Genomic DNA, 19,087 nt, shown 5'->3' on the forward strand with positions numbered 1-19,087 from the left:
AGGAGTATCCCAACTTATGAAATTTTCCATTAACCGCGCAGCTTTCATTAAGGAACTTAATAATGTGTCTCGGGCCATTTCCTCCAAGACCACCATTCCCATTCTGACGGGGATCAAGATTGTTGCCAGCGATACGGGCCTATTACTAACCGGGTCTAACGCAGACATCTCAATCGAAACCTTGATTCGTGCCGACGATCCTGACATTGGTTTAACCATTGATGAACCAGGATCGATTGTCCTCACCGCCCGTTTCTTTAGCGAAATCGTTAAACGTTTGCCAGAACAAACCATGACGGTCACCGTTAAGGACGGATTCCAAACGGAAATCACTTCTGGTTCGGCCGCCTTCAACATCAACGGTCAGGATGCGAACAACTATCCGCACTTACCAGAAGTTGATGCCGGCGATTCAGTGGTTCTGTCTGGCGCAGTCTTCAAAGAATTGATTAGCCAAACGGTTATTGCGGTCTCCAATCAGGAAAGTCGGCCGATTTTGACCGGGGTTCACTTTGTCTTGGCGGACAACCAGTTCTTGGCCGTGGCAACGGATAGTCACCGGCTATCCCAACGTCAGATCGAATTGCCGACGCCAAGCAACGCAGCGTTCGATGTGATTATTCCTGGGAAGAGCTTAACGGAACTTTCACGCATGATCGGTGACGATGACAGCGACGTGAAGATGCAATTCTCTGAAAACCAAGTCTTGTTCCTCTTGGGCGACACGTCATTTTACTCACGCTTACTGGAGGGGAACTACCCCGACACGTCGCGCTTGATTCCTAAGGAAGCGTCGACCAATGTTGAGTTCGAAGCGCCTGAATTATTGGCGGCCGTAGAACGGGCCTCACTGTTGTCACACGAATCGCGGAACAACGTGGTTAAATTGACGTTGACGCCGACAGATAACCAAGTGACGATCTTCAGTAACTCTCCCGATGTCGGGAACGTTGAAGAAGCGTTGGCCCCCAAAGAAATCACGGGGGAGGATCTGGAAATTTCCTTCAACCCAGATTACATGAAGGACGCGCTCCGCTCATTTGGTCAAACGACGATCCGGGTGGCGTTTACCTCAGCATTGCGGCCATTTACTTTGGTCCCAACGGAAGACACCAGCAACTTTATCCAACTGATTACGCCAGTTCGGACCTTCTAAATCAACAACCTAACAAAGCGTCGTCTCGATTAGGAGGCGGCGCTTTTTGTGTCATCTGCTTGAAGAGATGTGTTGAAAGGTTGAGGCTCATTTTTCAGGGGGGCAGACTGGCTTAGCCAATCCAATGCTGACAATGGGGTTAGTCCGTGAAAACAGTCGTTCGTGAGCCGAAAATAACAGGTTATGTGGTGGACAGGCGTGGTACGCGGGAAAATTCCTGAAAAAGTTGGTAAAAGTGACCATTTTTGGATGAAATTTCAGTGATTGCGTGCGCATATGTTTCGTGATTTTCAAAATCTTTCAAGTGAGCCTGAAAAAACGGTTGAAAAAACAAATAAATCGTTATAAGGCCGTTATTTTCGAATTTGAGCAAATTTACCGGTTTTTTACCAAAAATATCGAAAAGGGCTCAGATTGGCTGAGAAGCCAAAAATCAAGCTGATAAACTGTACTTTTCCCTAAAAAGCGGTATAATAGAAGAGAATAATATTAAGGGGTGAAATTGTGAAAAAAGAAGTTTTCATTGAGACGCCCTATATGACTTTAGGCCAGTTACTCAAGGAAGAATCCATTATCAGTACTGGCGGTCAAGCCAAGTGGTATTTGCGGGAAAACACCGTCAATATCAATGACGAGCCGGACAACCGGCGTGGCCGCAAGCTGTATCCCGGCGATACAGTGGAAGTACCTGGTACAGGATTATTTTTTATACGCTCAAAGCAGGGTGAATAATGTATTTGCAAGAGCTGCAGCTGCAGCATTTTCGTAACTATCCTGAGGCTGATCTGAAGTTAGGACCAGGGATTAACGTGTTATTAGGAGAAAATGCGCAGGGCAAGACCAATCTATTAGAAGCGATCTACGTGCTCGCCTTAACGCGGAGCCACCGGACGGCGAATGACCACGATCTCATTAATTGGCAAGCTAAGACAGCCAAGGTGAGTGGCCGCGTGGCGAAGGCGGTCGGCACGGTGCCGTTAGAATTGACCTTTTCTCGGCAGGGTAAGCGCGCGAAGGTGAATCACTTGGAGCAGGCGCGACTGTCTCAGTACGTCGGTCAGCTCAACGTGATTTTGTTTGCGCCGGAAGATCTCGCCATTGTTAAAGGCGCACCGACGATTCGGCGCCGGTTCATGGACATGGAGTTTGGTCAGATGAACCCGCGTTATTTGTACAATCTGAGTCAGTATCGGACGTTGTTAAAGCAACGGAACCGGTACCTCAAGGATTTACAGCACAAGCAAAATCGTGACCTGTTGTTTCTGTCGGTCTTATCCGATCAACTGGCCGCGTATGGTGCGGAGATCATTGCCCAGCGGCTGCGGATGTTACATAAGCTGGAGCACTGGGCACAGGCAATTCATGCCGAGATCTCACAGCAAAAAGAAGAATTAACGTTTCACTATGCGACCCAGGTTCCCGAGGATCAATTGACGAACCCGGAGTCGATTTGTGCGGCTTTAACGCAACTTTACCAAGAGCACCAAGCCAAGGAGCTGTATCGTGGGACCACCCTCGTTGGCCCGCATCGCGATGACCTACATTTTCGCGTTAATGGCAAGAACGTCCAAACGTTTGGCTCACAAGGTCAGCAGCGGACGACGGCGCTGAGCGTCAAGCTGGCTGAAATTGACCTCATGAAAGAAGAGACCGGTGAATATCCGGTCTTATTACTTGATGATGTCCTTTCTGAGCTGGACGATGCCCGGCAGACGCATTTACTCAAGGCAATTCAGGATAAAGTGCAGACGTTTATTACCACCACCAGTCTGAGCGGGATTACCCGCCAGCTGATCAAGGACCCCACCATTTTTCATGTGGCGAGTGGCACTGTGGTGGCTGATGGATCGACCTCAACCGGCGATCCGGCAACAAAGGAGGATTAATCAGTGGCTGATAAAGAACACGAAACAAAGGCAGAACAAGCCAGAGAATACGATGCCAGCCAAATTCAAGTCCTAGAAGGCTTGGAGGCGGTTCGGAAGCGACCAGGGATGTACATCGGCTCCACGAGTGCCCAAGGTCTCCATCACTTGGTTTGGGAAATTGTCGATAACGGGATTGATGAAGCGTTGGCTGGCTTTGCCAATGCGATTCACGTCACGGTTGAAAAAGACAATAGTATCACTGTGAGTGATAATGGTCGGGGAATTCCAGTTGATATTCAAAAGAAGACGGGCAAGCCCGCACTGGAAACGGTCTACACGATCCTTCATGCCGGTGGTAAGTTCGGCGGTGGCGGTTACAAGGTCTCCGGTGGTCTGCACGGGGTGGGGGCATCGGTAGTTAACGCCTTGTCTACCCACCTAGAAGTTCAGGTTATCCGGGGCGGCAAGCGTTACGGGATTACCTTTGAACGGGGGCACGTGAAGAAGCCAATGTACGTCATGGAAGAGGGCTTGGACCCAGATCGTCACGGGACGATCGTCCATTTCCTGCCGGATCCAGATATCTTTAGGGAAACGACGACGTTTGATATTAAGACGTTGACGACCCGGGTGCGCGAGCTCGCTTTCTTGAACAAGGGCCTACGAATCACGATTCGTGACGAACGCCCAGAAACGCCAACTGAGGATGATTTCCACTATGAAGGTGGGATTCGCCACTACGTTGACTATTTAAACGAAAATAAAACGACGCTGTTTGAACCGCCAATCTACGTTGAAGGTGAAGAAAACGGGATCACGGTGGAAGTTGCCCTGCAATACACGGATGATTACCACAACAACCTGTTGACGTTTACCAACAACATCCACACCTATGAAGGTGGGACGCATGAGGAAGGGTTCAAACGGGCTTTGACGCGGGTTGTGAATGATTATGCGCGTCAGAACAAGTTGATGAAAGATAATGAGCCTAATCTGACCGGGGATGACGTGCGTGAAGGCATGACCGCCGTCGTTTCCGTTAAGCACCCTGACCCACAATTTGAAGGTCAGACGAAGACTAAATTAGGGAACTCCGATGCCCGGACGGCCGTGGACCACACGTTTGCGGACCACTTCATGCGTTACCTGATGGAACACCCCGATATTGCCCGTAAAGTGGTGGATAAGGGGACGCTGGCTTCCAAGGCACGGGTGGCGGCTAAACGCGCTCGTGAGGTCACTCGTAAGAAGAGTGGCTTGGAAATCTCGAATTTACCGGGGAAACTGGCCGACAACACGTCCAAAGATCCGGAAATTTCTGAATTATTCATCGTCGAAGGGGATTCTGCCGGTGGCTCTGCTAAGCAGGGACGGTCGCGGTTGACGCAGGCCATCCTGCCTATCCGGGGGAAGATTTTGAACGTTGAAAAGGCATCGATGGACCGCATTTTGGCTAACGAAGAAATCCGGTCGATGTTCACGGCCATGGGAACTGGTTTTGGGTCAGACTTCGATGTCTCCAAAGCTAACTACCACAAGCTGATCATCATGACCGATGCCGATGTCGATGGCGCGCACATTCGGACGTTATTGTTAACGTTGATTTACCGCTACATGCGTCCATTACTGGATGCAGGATTCGTCTACATTGCTTGCCCACCGCTGTACCGGGTCCGTCAAGGCAAGATGCAACGCTACTTGGACTCCGATGACGAATTGAAGGAATTGTTAGGGCAATTGCCACCCGCTCCTAAGCCACAGATCCAACGGTACAAGGGGCTAGGTGAAATGGATGCCGAACAGCTCTGGGAAACGACGATGAAGCCGGAAAATCGCCGGTTGTTGCGGGTTGATGCGCAGGACGCCATCAATGCTGACCAAGTATTCAGCATGTTGATGGGGGATAAAGTGGCACCTCGACGGGAATTCATCGAGGAAAACGCCACCTTCGCCGAGTTGGATGTTTAGTGAAGAACGGAGGGTAAAAATTTGGCTGATCAAGATCGTAATATAGGTCGGATTACCGACGTTGACCTCTCACAGACCATGCGAACATCCTTCTTGGATTACGCGATGAGTGTGATTGTGCAACGGGCTTTGCCAGACGTGCGAGATGGGTTGAAACCCGTTCACCGTCGGATTTTATATGATATGCATGAATTGGGGATTACGCCCGATAAGCCATTCCGGAAATCTGCCCGGATGGTCGGGGATGTCCTCGGGAAATACCATCCACATGGGGATTCTGCGGTGTACGAATCCATGGTACGGATGGCACAAGACTTCTCGTACCGTTACATGTTAGTGGACGGTCACGGGAACTTTGGTTCTGTCGATGGTGATGGGGCCGCTGCCATGCGGTATACCGAAGCGCGGTTGAGTAAGATCGCGATGGAAATGCTGCGGGACATCAACAAAGATACCATTGATTTTCAAGACAACTATGATGGGTCCGAACGGGAACCCGTTGTCTTACCGTCACGCTTCCCGAACCTGTTAGTTAACGGGGCTTCTGGGATTGCCGTGGGGATGGCGACGAACATTCCGCCCCATAACCTGACGGAAGTCATCAGTGCGTTACACATTTTGATGAAGAACCCCGATGCCAGTTTGGCTGAACTGATGGAAGTCTTGCCAGGACCAGACTTCCCAACGGGTGGTATTGTGATGGGTAAGGCAGCGATTCGCCGGGCTTACGAGACCGGGAAGGGTACGATTACCTTACGTGCCAAGGTCGATATCGAAGAAGAAAAGAACGGTAAGCAACGCATTGTGGCCACGGAAATTCCATACATGGTTAACAAGGCCAAGCTGATTGAACGGATCGCTGAATTGGCCCGGGATAAGCGGATCGAAGGGATCACCGATATTAACGATGAAACCGACCGGACTGGGATGCGGATCGTGATCGACGTCCGGCGCGATGCGAGTGCTGAGGTGATCTTAAATAACCTCTACAAGCTCACGCTGATGCAGACTTCGTTTGGGATCAACATGTTAGCCATCGTCAATGGTGCGCCTAAAGTGTTGGGCTTAAAGGCCATTTTGCAGTATTACTTGGACTTCCAGTTGGAAGTTATTCGGCGGCGGACACAGTTCGAGCTGAAGAAGGCGGAAGCCCGGGCCCACATCCTAGAAGGATTGCGGATTGCCCTCGACCACATCGATGCCATCATCACCATTATTCGGCAGTCACAGACCGCTGAAGTGGCGAAGAATGAATTGATGACCCGGTATAGCCTGTCAGACAAGCAATCGCAAGCCATCTTGGATATGCGGCTGGTTCGGTTGACCGGTCTGGAACGGGAAAAGGTCGAAAAAGAATACAACGATGTCATGGCGAACATCAAGGACTACAAGGACATCTTAGCTTCCAAAGAACGGCAACAGACCATTATTTATGACGAATTGATGGAAATTCAAAACAAGTTTGGCGATGCTCGTCGGACTGAATTGATGGTCGGTGAAGTCTTGAGTCTCGAAGACGAAGACTTGATCGCCGAAGAAGATGTCGTGGTTTCCTTGACCCATAATGGGTACATCAAGCGCTTGCCAACATCCGAATTTAAGGCGCAAAACCGTGGTGGTAAAGGGGTTCAAGGCATGGGCGTTCATGAGGATGACTTCATTGAACACCTCGTGGCGACCTCGACGCATGATATGCTGTTGTTCTTTACCAATACGGGGAAGGTCTACCGCATGAAGGGGTATGAAATCCCTGAATACGGTCGGACGGCTAAAGGGATCCCGGTTATTAACTTATTGGGAATCAATAACAATGAGCACGTGCAGGCCGTCATTAACGTGGCTAACCCGGGTGAAAACGCGAACCAAGACCTGTTCTTCACAACAGTTCAAGGAACAGTTAAACGGACGCCAGTTGACGAATTTGCTAACATTCGGAGCAATGGTCTAAAGGCGATTAACCTGAAAGACGATGATGAGTTGATTGACGTTGACATCATTGATGACACTGCCAATATGATCATCGGAACGCACTTAGGTTATGCGGTGAGCTTTGCAGCTAAGGATGTCCGGTCAATGGGTCGTTCAGCGACCGGTGTCCGGGGAATTCGGTTGCGTGACCACGATTACGTGATCGGCGCCAGTGTCCTACAACCACAGAGCCGCGTGTTTGTCATTTCCGAAAAGGGTTATGGTAAACAGACGCCTGCTAGCGAATACCCAATCAAGGGCCGTGGCGGTAAAGGAATTAAGACCGTTAACGTGACCGAAAAGAATGGGCCACTTGCTGGTTTGACGACTTTGGATGGAGACGAAGATATTATGTTGGTCACCAACAAGGGGGTCATGATCCGCTTTAGTGGTAGTGATGTCTCCGAAACGGGCCGGGCAACCTTAGGGGTTCACCTGATCCGCTTGGGCGACGACACCGCTGTGGCGACGATGGCCAAGGTGGACAAGGAAGACGACAGTGACGACGCGACTGACGATGCGGCGAAGGACGAAACGCCGGCATCTGATGAAGCCTCTGTAACGCCGAATTCTGATGCACCTGAAGCTTAAATAATTAGATCATTAGTGAAATTAAGAAGACATTGCCTTAATGGGTGATGTCTTTTCTTATGCCCTGATTATCCGATTGTATATAATTTAATTTATAAAAGGTTTTGGTGGCTTTTATAAAAGTGACCCGGTATACTCGTTTTGGATAGTAATCGTTCGACGATAATGCTGATGGGAGGCGAAAATTTTGAAACCGCAACGAGAAAAACGAAAGCGTTCACATAAAATAACGATGACTAAAGTTGGTCTACTTACTGGCATGGTGGTTTGGGGCACAATCATGGCGACGCCCCCGGCACAAGCAGAGATGACGACCGCGCAGGAGACGGTTACTAGCGATACTAGTGCGGATAGTCAGGTGATTACGGGACAAACCGGTACCTGCAAGTGGACCTTGCAGGATGGCGTGCTTAAGTTTGAAGCGGGAAACTTTGCGAGAAATGGGGATTGGCTGAAATATAAGGATCAGGTTCAGGAAATTCAATTCACTGGGCGAGTGGTCCTTCCCGAAATGTCGGGTGACTTATTTTCCTATTTACCAAAATTGCAGCGTTTTTTAGGGACTGAAAACGTGGATACGAGTCAGGTCACTAATATGTATGGCATGTTTATGGGTGATGAAGAATTGACGGCTTTAGACTTACGGACTTGGGATGTTAGTCATGTGTGGGCGATGCGTTATTTATTCAGAAGAACACCGAAGCTGAGGACGTTGCAGGTTGGGACGTGGGAGACGTCTTCCTTAACTTGGACGGAATCAATGTTCAGTGAATGTGGCGCGACGGATTTAGATCTTCGTCACTGGGACGTTAGTCAAGTCACCGATATGGGAAACATGTTTTATGGTATGCGTAATCTGTCAAAGCTTGATCTGACGGGCTGGAAGACGGACAACGTCACAACAATGCAATGGATGTTCGGCGAGGATAGTCAATTGACCGACTTGCGTTTGGGATCTAACTGGCAGACGGGTCAGGTGACGAGAATGGATGGGATGTTCATGGGAACCGGTCTCCGCACATTAGACTTGCACTCATGGGATGTCAGTCGGGTCACGAATATGACGCAGATGTTTTGGCGATGCTATTATTTGACCACTTTGAACGTCACGGGCTGGCAAACGGGGAACGTGACCAATATGGCGATGATGTTCCGTTACGTGCCGGCAAGTAAGTTGGCAGTTGAACAGTGGGACGTCAGTCAGGTGAAGCGGATGGAGCAGATGTTTGCGCAAACGGCCGCTAGTACGCTGGATCTCTCGCGTTGGGATGTCCGCAACGTGGTTAACTTCGAGCAAATGTTTGGGGAGAGTCGCTGCACCGATATCCGGGTGGATGGCTGGCAGACGTCACACGCGGGAAGTATGCAGAAGATGTTCATTCGGTCAAAGGCGAAAATCCTTAATCTGGCGGGCTTTGATATGTCGCAGTTGGATTATCAGGGTAGTGGCTCGGGCTATTGGACCGATGGCCGAGTTGAGCTGATGTTAAACGGGATGCCCAATCTTCAGATCCTGAAATTAGGGACTAAGACGCAGCTAAAGGATGACAATGGTTATACGGTGGGCTTGGACACGACCCTCTGGCAGGCGGTGGACCAGGGAACCATCGCGCATCCGCAAGGCCGAATCCTAACGGGAAAAGAGCTGGAAACGACTTATACAGCGGCGATGGCGGATACCTACGTCCGCGTCTATCAAGCGGCGCCGGTGACCGTGACCTATCGGGATTTGACCACTAACGAAGAGATCCAACCCGCCCAACAGCTAGCGGGAATTGTGGGAACCCCGTTTGAGGTTAAGACAGAGGTTGCGGGATATCAGTATCAAAAGGCCGATGGGCCCTTAACGGGGACGTTTCAAAGCAATCCGCAAAAGGTGACCCTCTATTATTTAAAAACGGCCGCGGACTTAGGGAGTGTCACGTTCCGGTTTGTTAATGACGCAGGCCAGCAGCTCAGACCGGATGACACGCAAATTGGTAAGGTGGGCCAGCCCTTTGTGATTGCGCCGCCGGAGATCGAGGGTTATCACTTACATGTGGATGAGCCGTTACCCTCACAAGGGCTCTTCACGACTGAGCCGCAAGTTTTGACATTTCTCTATCGGCAGCTGGGCCAGGTTAACGTGACCTACGTCGATGAAGCGGGCCGCAAGATTGTGGCGCCCCGCAACTTTGAAGGGGAATATGGCACCCAGTACCAATTAGACCAATTCTTGAAAGGACTGGACTCAGAGCTGGCAGATTATATCTTTGTCAAAAGCATGGGTCCCGTGCCGGGCGTCTATGGTCCGGGGATCACCAGAGTGGGGTTGGTATTCAAGAAGAAGACCATCGTGACACCGAATCCCGACCCAGATCCGCAGCCCACGCCCGACCCGAATCCTGGCCCCAATCCGTTGCCGACGCCAGAGCCCAATCCAGAACCTGAAATTACCCCGCCGGCACCGGGTGGCCCAGACGAAACGGGAGCTGGGGGTGCGGGTGACCTGGTGCAAGGTGAGAGTGGTGGTCAAGGGGCTAGCGCCGTCAGCAATAGTCGTCCCCAACCACAAGTGACCGGTCATTCAGAGAGACCTACTCAGAATCAAAAGTTACCGGCAACTAGTGAGGCGACGGCGACTAAGCTGGTGGTGTTAGGAACGCTGCTGTTAGCGGGACTAGGTCGCTGGTGGTATCGTCGGCACTAGCAGTCGTGCGTAGCTTGATTTAGATCAATTGAAAACGAGATGTAAAAATAATCGTAAAGGGATTTTACTAACTGGTAGAATCCCTTTTTTTCATGGCTTAGTGGTGACCGTTGGTTGTGAAAAAGTAGTTAGCTAATGGTTAATAAAAAACGTAACATTGCCAACACGCAACGCGCAGGCATTTTGTAAGGTAGCTTTCATAACCGAATCGTTCACGAGCGATACCGTTATTTTATTACATTAGTTTTATGGGAAATGAAAAAATATGTTAATGGTTAATGCATATGGACATATTTGCCGATGTGTCCTATACTGGCTTTAGACAGTATGTGAGAAGTGTTACATAAGAAAGGGGTAGCGTCATGCTTAATAAGTTGGGGAATAAATCAAAACAAAGATTGACGACTTTAGCCGTCTTGGGTGTTATTGCCGGGGTCGGCTACCAAGTAGACACGGCGCAGGCGGATACTCAGCCTAACAATGACGATAATTCAGGAACGGAGAATACCGCAGTTGCGGGCACTGCCAATGATCCACAGCGTGATCAGGCCGAGATCGCTGGTCCGCAAGCGAATGTGCAACCAGAAGGAAATGAGCAGCTAGGTGATGAGCAACAATCTGAAGAACCTGCTGGAGAAACCGGAGAATTAGGCGAAGAAGGATCAGGTCAAGAGACACAGGGACAGCAAGGCAATACCGGTGAGAAGCAGAGTAATGGAAACGTAGGCGGCACACAAGAACCGGGTAACACTAACGAAAATGTAAGCGATGTCAACAATGCTAATAAGCAAGTTCAAGCTAGCAACGATAGTCTTAACGTGAACACCCCAGCAGCGAATACGCCGGAAAAGGGCATGACGTTGAGAGCAGCACCAGCCCCAAGTATTCAAACTGGGAATTGGGGAACTAGTACTTGGCAACTGGATGACCAAGGGATTTTGACCATCGGTGCCGGTACCTTAGGAGCCAGTTCCGAGATGCAAGATGTCAAGGACAATGTGACCAAGGTGGTCTTTGATAGTGGTGTGGTTCTACCGTGGAATTGTAATGCACTATTCAATGAGTGGACTAAGGTCAAGTCGTATGAAGGCTTAGCTAATGTTGACGCATCGTCGGTCAATATCATGTCTAATATGTTTGCCTTTAACTTTGCGCTAGAAAGTATTGATCTGAGTAGTTGGGATATGACGCACGTGAACAGTATGTTGGCGATGTTCCAAGGCCCTAATGCCGCCCCAGAGTTTTCACTTGGTGGTGAAAACTATATGCACTTAACGAGTGTGAAGATGGGCCACATAGGGAATCCTTACTCCTTGAATCTTTCCGCTATGTTTGAAGGAGATAGAGTGTTAACCTCCGTTGATACTGAAAATTGGGATGTCAGTCATGCTGGTGGGATGTCTGCTATGTTTAACGGGACAGGGTTCACATCACTGGATTTGAGTAATTGGAAAATTGAGTCAGATGGTCGGATGATCGAGACGTTCGCTAATATGCCAAATCTAACGACTATTAATTTGGAAAATATGGTCTTTACTGGATTTGTTTCGTCGATGTTCAAGAATGATACAAAATTGACGCATTTGGATTTAACTAATATTAACTCCACGTTTGTTACTGACGAGTTGAGTGGTGCAACAGGGATTAAAACGCTCACTCTAGGTGAGAAGACCCACTTAACTAATGTGGGCTACCCTGGCTATGACTATAATGTAAGCCTACCGGAAATTACCCCGACGGACGAATACACCGGCCTCTGGCAGTTCGTGGGTACCGGGACGGTTGATCATCCTAATGGTCCAACCTATACTGCTGCTGAATTAATGGCCACTTATGATGGCGCTGCGATGGCTGGAACCTACGTTTGGCAGAAGGCCGATCCTAAGCCAACCACGCCAACGAATCCGGGGACGGATACAGGCAACACGACCGATCCGACGACACCAGATGTTGATAATACGACTGACCCCACCACGCCAGATACAACCGCTCCTGAAACTGGCGGGGATGCTGATGTCGTCACTGGTGGCGATGGTGCGACGATTGATGGGAAGCCGAGCGCCAAGCATGCTAAGTCAACTAAGACGAAATCCACAGTAAACAGCCAGCGGACCACGAAGTCTGGAGCACCCGTCACGGTCATCTTTGCTAAGCCGGATCAACAAGCGAAGGCCACTCAGCTTGCCCAACAACCAGGAACGAAGACTAACCAGCGGAGTCAAGCGGCGACGTTGCCACAGACTGGTGAGAAATCCACGAGTTGGCTGGCTACGATTGCGGGTGTCATTGGCTTAAGCTTGTTGGGATTGAACTGGTTCAAACGTCAAGATTAAATTGATAGGTATTTCGACCGAGTAAGGATCTGAGGCAGAAGTCTCAGATCCTTTTTGCGTACTGGATATAGCCGAAGTGTGGGTCAAAAGGCCGGTAGCTAGTTAGCTGAATGAACTGACCGCTTAAGCCCTAACTGATGGATGGGGATGATGAGGAGCAGGAAATGTCAGCACAAACAACAATCCTTCCAACGAATGGATTGATTAAGTAAATAAATGTGAACCAAATAGTTATATTTGTTAGATTTTTGCGAGCGATGGTTGTACACTGATGGTAACAGAAACCGTGAAGTGTTACATAAAGTTTGGAGGGAATTCGCATGAAAGATTTAAAGTTGGGGAATAAATCAAAGCAAAGGTTGACGACCTTAGTGGTTTTGGGGGCTATCGTTGGTTTGGGGTACCAAGTTGATACGGCCTATGCGGATACGTCGACGGCTAACGATACTGATACGCCGGCGACCGAATCCAAGACGACAGTGACTGATGACACGACTAGCCAGAAGGTGACGTTGTCGAATGGCTCGCAGTCGGTGGGCACAACCTCCGATGAACAACAGACGGGCGACCAGACGGAAAATGATGCGACTGAAAAGCCAGCTACACCAGCACCTGCGCCAGCCAAGGACGCTACCGACCCAGCACAGCCAACATCGGAGGAAAAGGAGCCAGCTAAACCAGTTGTGCCTAGTGATCCAGCACCCGCACCACAGACTGGTGCACCAGAAAACTCAAAAGAAGCGGCTAGCACGGCGCCTGAGCAGACCACGTCTAAACAGTCGAGCGATGAGGAGAGCGTTGGTATTGGACGATTAGCGCGCGTTCAGGGTCCACAGACGCTGCTGCGTACAGATACAGCGACTGAGGACGCTGCGGTCAAAGCACCGACGATTGTGAAATCGGGGACATTTGGGACCAGCCCCTGGACGCTTGACAGTGACGGGGTCATGACTTTCTCCGCCGGAACTTTTGGTGCGGGGATAAGCCCAGCGTTTTATAAATCTGTCGTGACTAAGATTGTTTTTGCGGGACCCGTCGTGTTAAACGCCAATTCTAGGATGGCTTTCTTGGAAACCCCCAATTTAAAGACAATTGAGGGCTTGGAGAATGTTGATGCGAGTCAAGTCGTGGACATGAGTCAGATGTTTCAGCAAAGTGGCTTGACCAGTCTCGATCTTAGTAGCTGGGACCTGAGCCACGTCACGGATATGAGTGATGCCTTTTCTCGGGACCGTTCATTGACGAGCTTGAAACTGGGGAAGACGACCAGTGCCGTCACGAGCATGGAAGATATGTTAGTGGGCGATAGTGCGCTGACGTCGGTCGACGCGGCGGATTGGAACGTCAGCAGTCTGCAGGACCTCGAGGATCTCTTTCAGGGGGATGCTAGTCTAACGAGCTTAGATTTGAGTAGCTGGGATACCAGTCACCTAACGTCCCTAAGTAATCTGTTTAATGGGATGAGTAATTTGACGAGTTTGAACGTGGCAAATTGGGATACCAGTCACGTCACAGATTTCGTGCAGACTTTTCAAGACTTGCCAAAACTGACGACGCTTGATCTCAGTAACTGGGATGTCTCCAGCGGGACGCAATTTGCAGAAATGTTTAGAGGCGACTCAGCTTTGACCGGACTGGACCTGAGTCGCTGGCAGACGGGGCCGATTGTCTACATGGGCTATATGTTTGATCAGAATGCGAGCTTAACTAAACTGGATCTTTCCGGGTTCAAGCTTGCTGCTGGCGATGAAGGTGTGGCGCTAGATCAGGCATTGGCCGGAACCACAGCGCTTAAAGAATTAACGCTCAGTAAGGATATGATTCTTGGTGATGCTGATGCTACTACGACTGACAATGCCAATTTGCCAGCTGTTGCGAAGACGGATGCTTACACGGGTCTTTGGCAAGCGGTAGGTAGTGGTACGATTGCTAATCCTAAGGGAGCCACCTTTACCAGTAAACAGTTAAGTACTGGTTATGATGGCGCCACGATGGCTGATACTTACGTTTGGCAGCCAGTGGCGAAGACGACACCAGATAATCCTGGCACTGGAACGGATACGGGGAATCCGACCAATCCTGATAATCCTACGAATCCGGGGACGGAACCTGATCAAGGGACCGATACCGCGGGTGATGGTGATGTTGTAACCGCTGGGGATGGCGATGCCATTGTTGACAATGGCCAATCGGCTACGGAACCTCAGCCAAAGTCAGCCCAAGAAACAACGGATAAGACGAGTCAGTCGGCGAAAGTAGTGACGGGCCATGCGGCAGCGACGGTTCAAAAGGGCTCGAATCAAGGAACCCCACTGAAAGTGGCGGTCCACACGACGGTCCCAAAGCAAGCCCAGCAGCCGGTAACCCACCAACAATCTCAAGCTATGTCGGCAAAGTTGCCACAGACTAATGAGCAACCGCAGAACTGGCTAGCAGTGGTTGCCGGGGCACTAGGATTAACGTTATTAGGCTTGAATTGGTTCAAACGGCAAAACTAAAGGAATACGACGAAACAGGGATCGACCACTAATGGTGATCCTTGTTTTATGATTTATACCAATTATTTGCAGTATTATACGCTATCAATAACGACAAAGGGGTAAATGATTTTCAGACCATGCAGAGAGGGAAAGTGACTGATAGCCCTAAAATAAAGATATTTATATAAAGGGCTCTGTCCGATTATTTAAATAATTGTATATAGTTAAAAGTGTTTACTTTATTTGCTGAGTTTGGTAAGCTCAAAGCAACTATCGCAGGGGGCGTTAATTTTGACGACTTTACGAGGAGGATGCGGCTAATGGCAACCACGATCACGAGTTTTGCGACGGCAATCACAGTTATAGGACAGTACTTGCAGCATCGGCGCCAAGCCTTGGGTTTTTCTCAAGAAATGGTCGCGGCAGGGATTTGTTTGCCAGCGACCATTGCGCAAATTGAGCAAGGGCAACATGTGCCCAATACGACTTTATTGGGACGTCTCTGTGAACGCCTCCGGTTGCCCCTGGAACAGGGACTGGGCGGGGATTTTCCGATTCGACGGTTACCGTCGTTTAGTCGTAAAGTACACCGGCTAGCACGTCAGCAGCGGTATGCCGAGCTGGTGACGTATATGGAGAATCCAGGGCGCTTACAGGTCTTACAAACGGATGAGGATCTTAAGAGCTATTACTATTACGACGGTTGGGCGTACTATCGGACCACACAAGACGGTCCGGCGGCGTTACAGCGCATTCGTACCGGACTTAGTATGATCATGCCACAGCACCCCCTGCGCTATCGGACGTTGGAAGTGTTATTGATGGCCATGGAAAATTACATCCAGGTTGCCAGTACGCAACAATTTGACTGCGCCAGCTTCGAGCGCACGTTGCAAATTATTCGTGAGAATCGGCTGATTGATCGCAATGCGAGTTTAGGCGTGATCTTTCAGCAATACGCGCAGCTGTGCCTGCAATTGGGCCACCCGCAACAGGCATTAGCCATCTTATTGGAGGGCATTGACTGGGCGACCACCCATCAAGCGGAGGGCTTGCTGGCCGCTGACTATTACATATTGGCGCAGGTTTATCTGGCGTTACAGCCAGCCATCGTGGGGGCGACCACAAACTGGCTATCAGGAGGAATAGAACAGTGATGAGTGATTGGGCGGCAATTCAAGCTGCACTATTTATGATGCGCGCCAATTTGCGCGTAGAGGAGCGGGTACGGACTGATGAAGGCGAGAAGCGTGAACCAGCGCCGCGCAGTCCGCAAGCATCAAGTCAGGGTGAGGACCGCTGAGAAAAAATTTGAAAAATAAAAAATAGAAGTCGACTTTTTACGGAGTTAAGTCATGTAGCGTAAGGCAACCCCGTCGGTCGGCCCCGATTTGCTTAACCAATTATTCTATGCTATACTACTAGCTTGTGAGTATCTGGCTTTCGCTAGAGTCTCTCCTTGCTCCCGCATCGCAGTGGGGGCCTGAAGTCCATAAGGAGGTGTAACATTCATGGAAACTACTAAATACGAAATTACCTACATCATTCGTCCAGATCTTGACGATGCCGCAAAGACCGCATTGGTTGAACGCTTCGACAAGTTGCTTAAGGATAACGGTGCTGACATCCTTGACTCAAAGGATTGGTCCAAGCGTCGTTTTGCTTACGAAATTGGCGGTTTTAACGAAGGTATCTACCACGTTATTACTTTAAACGCTAATGACGATGCAGCATTGAACGAATTTGACCGTTTATCCAAGATCAATGACAGTATCTTACGTCACATGATCGTTAAGCGTGAAGACTAATTTGACTTTAAACTTTTAATTTTGAGAGGAGTTATTCAGCAATGATCAACCGAGTAGTACTAACTGGCCGACTGACACGGGATGTTGACTTACGATACACCCAAGGCGGTGCTGCTGTTGCCACGTTTACCTTGGCCGTTGATCGGCGGTTCACCAACAAATCTGGTGAACGGGAAGCTGATTTCGTAAGTTGTGTCATTTGGCGCAAATCTGCGGAGAATTTCGCGAACTTCTTCCACAAGGGTTCCCTTGTGGGGATTGAAGGCCGGATTCAAACCCGAAATTACGAAAATCAACAGGGCCAACGAGTTTATGTTACCGAAGTTGTTGTCGAGGACTTTTCGTTCCTCGAACCACGTTCTCGCAACGCGAACAACAATGCTGGCAACAATAACTACGGCGGTAACCCAGCGAATAATGCTCCTCAATCGAATCAGAATCAAAATGCCAATCCATTTACGAGTGGGAATCCGTCTTCGACGGCCCCTTCGCAAAACTCGAATCCCGCACCAAGTAACAACGGCAACAATGCTGGGAACAACTCAGCTGATCCGTTTGCGAACACCGGCGATTCAATTGACATTTCCGATGACGATTTACCGTTCTAAAAACTAAAATACGAGGAGGGAATTTCTCATGGCAGGACAACGTCGTGGCGGCCGTCGCCGTCGTAAGGTTGACTTTATTGCAGCCAACCACATCGAATACATTGATTACAAGGATACTGACTTATTACGTCGGTTCATCTCCGAACGGGGTAAAATTTTACCACGCCGGGTAACTGGTACTAGTGCCAAGAACCAACGTAAGTTAACCATTGCTATCAAGCGTTCACGGATCATGGGCTTAATGCCATTCGTTAGCGAAGACTAGTAATTTGAAGACTGACACTTCGGTGTTGGTCTTTTTTTTCGGTCAAATTTTGGGTTGGCCTTTGAGATATGATTACCCACAAAAAGCAATGCCCACGCACCAGGGGTCGGATCCCGTGCGTGGGCATTGCTTTGTAGTTAATTAGAATTCGCGATGACCGCCCAAGTAGACCTGCTTGTCGGGCTGAACTACGGCCGCGGTATCAGCGAGGGGATCAGCCTTAAGGACTTGGAAATCAGCAAATTTGCCAACTTCGAGAGTCCCGTATTCCTGATCCACCCCCATCAGTGCGGCAGAATTTAAGCTTGAACATTGGTACGCTTGTGCGGGGGTCATCCCCAGTCTGGTTAAAAGGCCGAACTCCTTGGGGGTGAGATCAAAGCCGTTGAACGGGGTTCCGGCATCAGTCCCACAGGTGAACTTGACGCCCAGCTGGAAAGCCCGTTTCATGTTGACATAGGTATCGTCCAACGCGTCAGCGGCCTTCTTCACCTCCCAGTCGGGAAGCACGCCATGGCCTTGTTCGGGGATCACCCATTCAGCGATCAACGTGGGGGTGAGGAAGGTTCCCTGTTTGACCATCTGCTTCGCCTCGGCTTCGGTGACGTAGAAGCCGTGTTCCACGGAGTCGACGCCGGCATCGAGGGCATTCTGGATGCCGGGGTTCCCCTCGGCGTGGGCAGCGACAACGCGCCGTTTGTGGTGGGCCTCTTCCACGGCAACGTGCATTTCGGCCACGGAAAGTTGGGCATCTTCCATGAAGTCGTTGGGGGTCATAACGCCACCGGTAGCCATGACCTTGATACTTTCGGCCCCGTTCTTAAATGCAGTTCGAACGGCCTTACGCATTTCATCGGGAGAGTCAACAGCGTGGCCGCCATGAGGTGAATCGCCGTGACCACCAGTCATGGAGAAGGCCTTGCCGGAAGTTAACATGTGTGGCGTGTGGGGCAACTGACCAGCGCGTTGTAGCTTTTTGAGTTTGACATCGGCATCGTAGCCTGTGCCACAGCCACGGACGTAAGTGACGCCGGATTTGAGCAGGGCTTGAAGGTTAGTAAAGGCAAGCACGCCGGCCTCGGCTTCGGAGTGTTCTTTGCCCTGAAGTGCCTGTGTATCGGCGGTGATGTGAACGTGGACGTTCATGAACCCCGGCATGACATACTGACCCTGAAGATCGACGCGGGTGTCAGCGGCTGCAGGCGTGCCCTGCCCACGGTCGACCAACTTGCCCGAAGCATCATCAACAGTGAACCAGGCATCAGGCTGATTCTGGTCGTTAGTGCCATCGAATAGTGTGAAATTAAAGAAAGTGGTTTTGGTCATAAGAATACCTCCTGAATTTGTATGAGT

The 19,087-nt window shown here is 49.9% G+C and carries 14 protein-coding genes; 13 read left to right on the forward strand and 1 reads right to left on the reverse strand.

What is annotated here, in order from left to right; translation table 11 throughout:
* Nucleotides 1–16: 16 nt before the first annotated feature.
* The 13 genes from dnaN (at nt 17) to rpsR (ending at nt 17,734) form a co-directional block, all read left to right on the forward strand.
* Entirely contained in the window at nt 17–1,156 is a 1,140-nt protein-coding gene (gene dnaN, locus HF569_RS00180; protein WP_168900860.1) for a DNA polymerase III subunit beta, read from the forward strand.
* 504 nt (nt 1,157–1,660) lie between these two features.
* On the forward strand, nt 1,661–1,888 hold the full coding sequence (gene yaaA, locus HF569_RS00185) for a S4 domain-containing protein YaaA (protein WP_168849355.1): 228 nt from the start codon (nt 1,661–1,663) through the stop codon (nt 1,886–1,888).
* Entirely contained in the window at nt 1,888–3,042 is a 1,155-nt protein-coding gene (gene recF, locus HF569_RS00190; protein WP_168849356.1) for a DNA replication/repair protein RecF, read from the forward strand. The genes yaaA and recF overlap by 1 nt, the downstream gene beginning before the upstream one ends.
* 3 nt (nt 3,043–3,045) lie before the next feature.
* Entirely contained in the window at nt 3,046–4,992 is a 1,947-nt protein-coding gene (gene gyrB, locus HF569_RS00195) for a DNA topoisomerase (ATP-hydrolyzing) subunit B (protein WP_168900861.1), read from the forward strand.
* A 78-nt stretch (nt 4,993–5,070) separates the two neighbouring features.
* On the forward strand, nt 5,071–7,551 hold the full coding sequence (gyrA, locus tag HF569_RS00200) for a DNA gyrase subunit A (RefSeq protein ID WP_232842518.1): 2,481 nt from the start codon (nt 5,071–5,073) through the stop codon (nt 7,549–7,551).
* Nucleotides 7,552–7,738: 187 nt separating this feature from the next.
* Nucleotides 7,739–10,240, forward strand: a complete 2,502-nt coding sequence (locus tag HF569_RS00205) for a BspA family leucine-rich repeat surface protein (protein WP_168900863.1) — start codon at nt 7,739–7,741, stop codon at nt 10,238–10,240.
* Nucleotides 10,241–10,602: 362 nt separating this feature from the next.
* Nucleotides 10,603–12,573, forward strand: coding sequence for a BspA family leucine-rich repeat surface protein (locus HF569_RS00210; RefSeq protein ID WP_168900864.1), 1,971 nt, complete (start codon nt 10,603–10,605; stop codon nt 12,571–12,573).
* Nucleotides 12,574–12,893: 320 nt separating this feature from the next.
* Complete coding sequence (locus HF569_RS00215) at nt 12,894–15,071, forward strand: BspA family leucine-rich repeat surface protein (protein ID WP_168900865.1); 2,178 nt, start codon at nt 12,894–12,896, stop codon at nt 15,069–15,071.
* Between the two features lie 302 nt (nt 15,072–15,373).
* Nucleotides 15,374–16,210 carry a helix-turn-helix domain-containing protein gene (locus tag HF569_RS00220; RefSeq protein ID WP_168900866.1) on the forward strand — a complete coding sequence of 279 codons (837 nt, stop codon included), beginning with the start codon at nt 15,374–15,376 and terminating at the stop codon, nt 16,208–16,210.
* On the forward strand, nt 16,207–16,356 hold the full coding sequence (locus tag HF569_RS00225) for a hypothetical protein (protein ID WP_168900867.1): 150 nt from the start codon (nt 16,207–16,209) through the stop codon (nt 16,354–16,356). The genes HF569_RS00220 and HF569_RS00225 overlap by 4 nt, the downstream gene beginning before the upstream one ends.
* 208 nt (nt 16,357–16,564) lie before the next feature.
* A complete protein-coding gene (gene rpsF / locus HF569_RS00230; RefSeq protein ID WP_168900868.1) occupies nt 16,565–16,861 on the forward strand; it encodes a 30S ribosomal protein S6 in 297 nt (98 codons plus the stop codon).
* A gap of 41 nt (nt 16,862–16,902) precedes the next feature.
* The gene (gene ssb / locus HF569_RS00235) at nt 16,903–17,469 is read left to right on the forward strand and encodes a single-stranded DNA-binding protein (protein ID WP_168900869.1); all 567 of its coding nucleotides are present in this window, start codon (nt 16,903–16,905) and stop codon (nt 17,467–17,469) included.
* Between the two features lie 28 nt (nt 17,470–17,497).
* Complete coding sequence (rpsR, locus tag HF569_RS00240; RefSeq protein ID WP_045807732.1) at nt 17,498–17,734, forward strand: 30S ribosomal protein S18; 237 nt, start codon at nt 17,498–17,500, stop codon at nt 17,732–17,734.
* Nucleotides 17,735–17,875: 141 nt separating this feature from the next.
* On the opposite strand, the gene HF569_RS00245 is transcribed toward rpsR, so the two are convergent.
* On the reverse strand, nt 17,876–19,060 hold the full coding sequence (locus HF569_RS00245; protein WP_168900870.1) for a metal-dependent hydrolase family protein: 1,185 nt from the start codon (nt 19,058–19,060) through the stop codon (nt 17,876–17,878).
* Between the last annotated feature and the right edge of the window lie 27 nt (nt 19,061–19,087).

The organism is Levilactobacillus tujiorum, from assembly GCF_012641185.1.
In the GTDB taxonomy this organism is placed as follows: Bacteria; Bacillota; Bacilli; order Lactobacillales; family Lactobacillaceae; genus Levilactobacillus; species Levilactobacillus tujiorum.

What these genes read in the sequence shown, in the direction of transcription:
- dnaN (WP_168900860.1), top strand. Translation starts at nt 17, where the DNA reads ATGAAATTTTCCATTAACCGCGCAGCTTTCATTAAGGAACTTAATAAT.
- recF (WP_168849356.1), top strand. Translation starts at nt 1,888, where the DNA reads ATGTATTTGCAAGAGCTGCAGCTGCAGCATTTTCGTAACTATCCTGAG.
- gyrA (WP_232842518.1), top strand. Translation starts at nt 5,071, where the DNA reads ATGCGAACATCCTTCTTGGATTACGCGATGAGTGTGATTGTGCAACGG.
- HF569_RS00210 (WP_168900864.1), top strand. Translation starts at nt 10,603, where the DNA reads ATGCTTAATAAGTTGGGGAATAAATCAAAACAAAGATTGACGACTTTA.
- HF569_RS00215 (WP_168900865.1), top strand. Translation starts at nt 12,894, where the DNA reads ATGAAAGATTTAAAGTTGGGGAATAAATCAAAGCAAAGGTTGACGACC.
- HF569_RS00220 (WP_168900866.1), top strand. Translation starts at nt 15,374, where the DNA reads ATGGCAACCACGATCACGAGTTTTGCGACGGCAATCACAGTTATAGGA.
- rpsF (WP_168900868.1), top strand. Translation starts at nt 16,565, where the DNA reads ATGGAAACTACTAAATACGAAATTACCTACATCATTCGTCCAGATCTT.
- ssb (WP_168900869.1), top strand. Translation starts at nt 16,903, where the DNA reads ATGATCAACCGAGTAGTACTAACTGGCCGACTGACACGGGATGTTGAC.
- rpsR (WP_045807732.1), top strand. Translation starts at nt 17,498, where the DNA reads ATGGCAGGACAACGTCGTGGCGGCCGTCGCCGTCGTAAGGTTGACTTT.
- HF569_RS00245 (WP_168900870.1), bottom strand. Translation starts at nt 19,060, where the DNA reads ATGACCAAAACCACTTTCTTTAATTTCACACTATTCGATGGCACTAAC.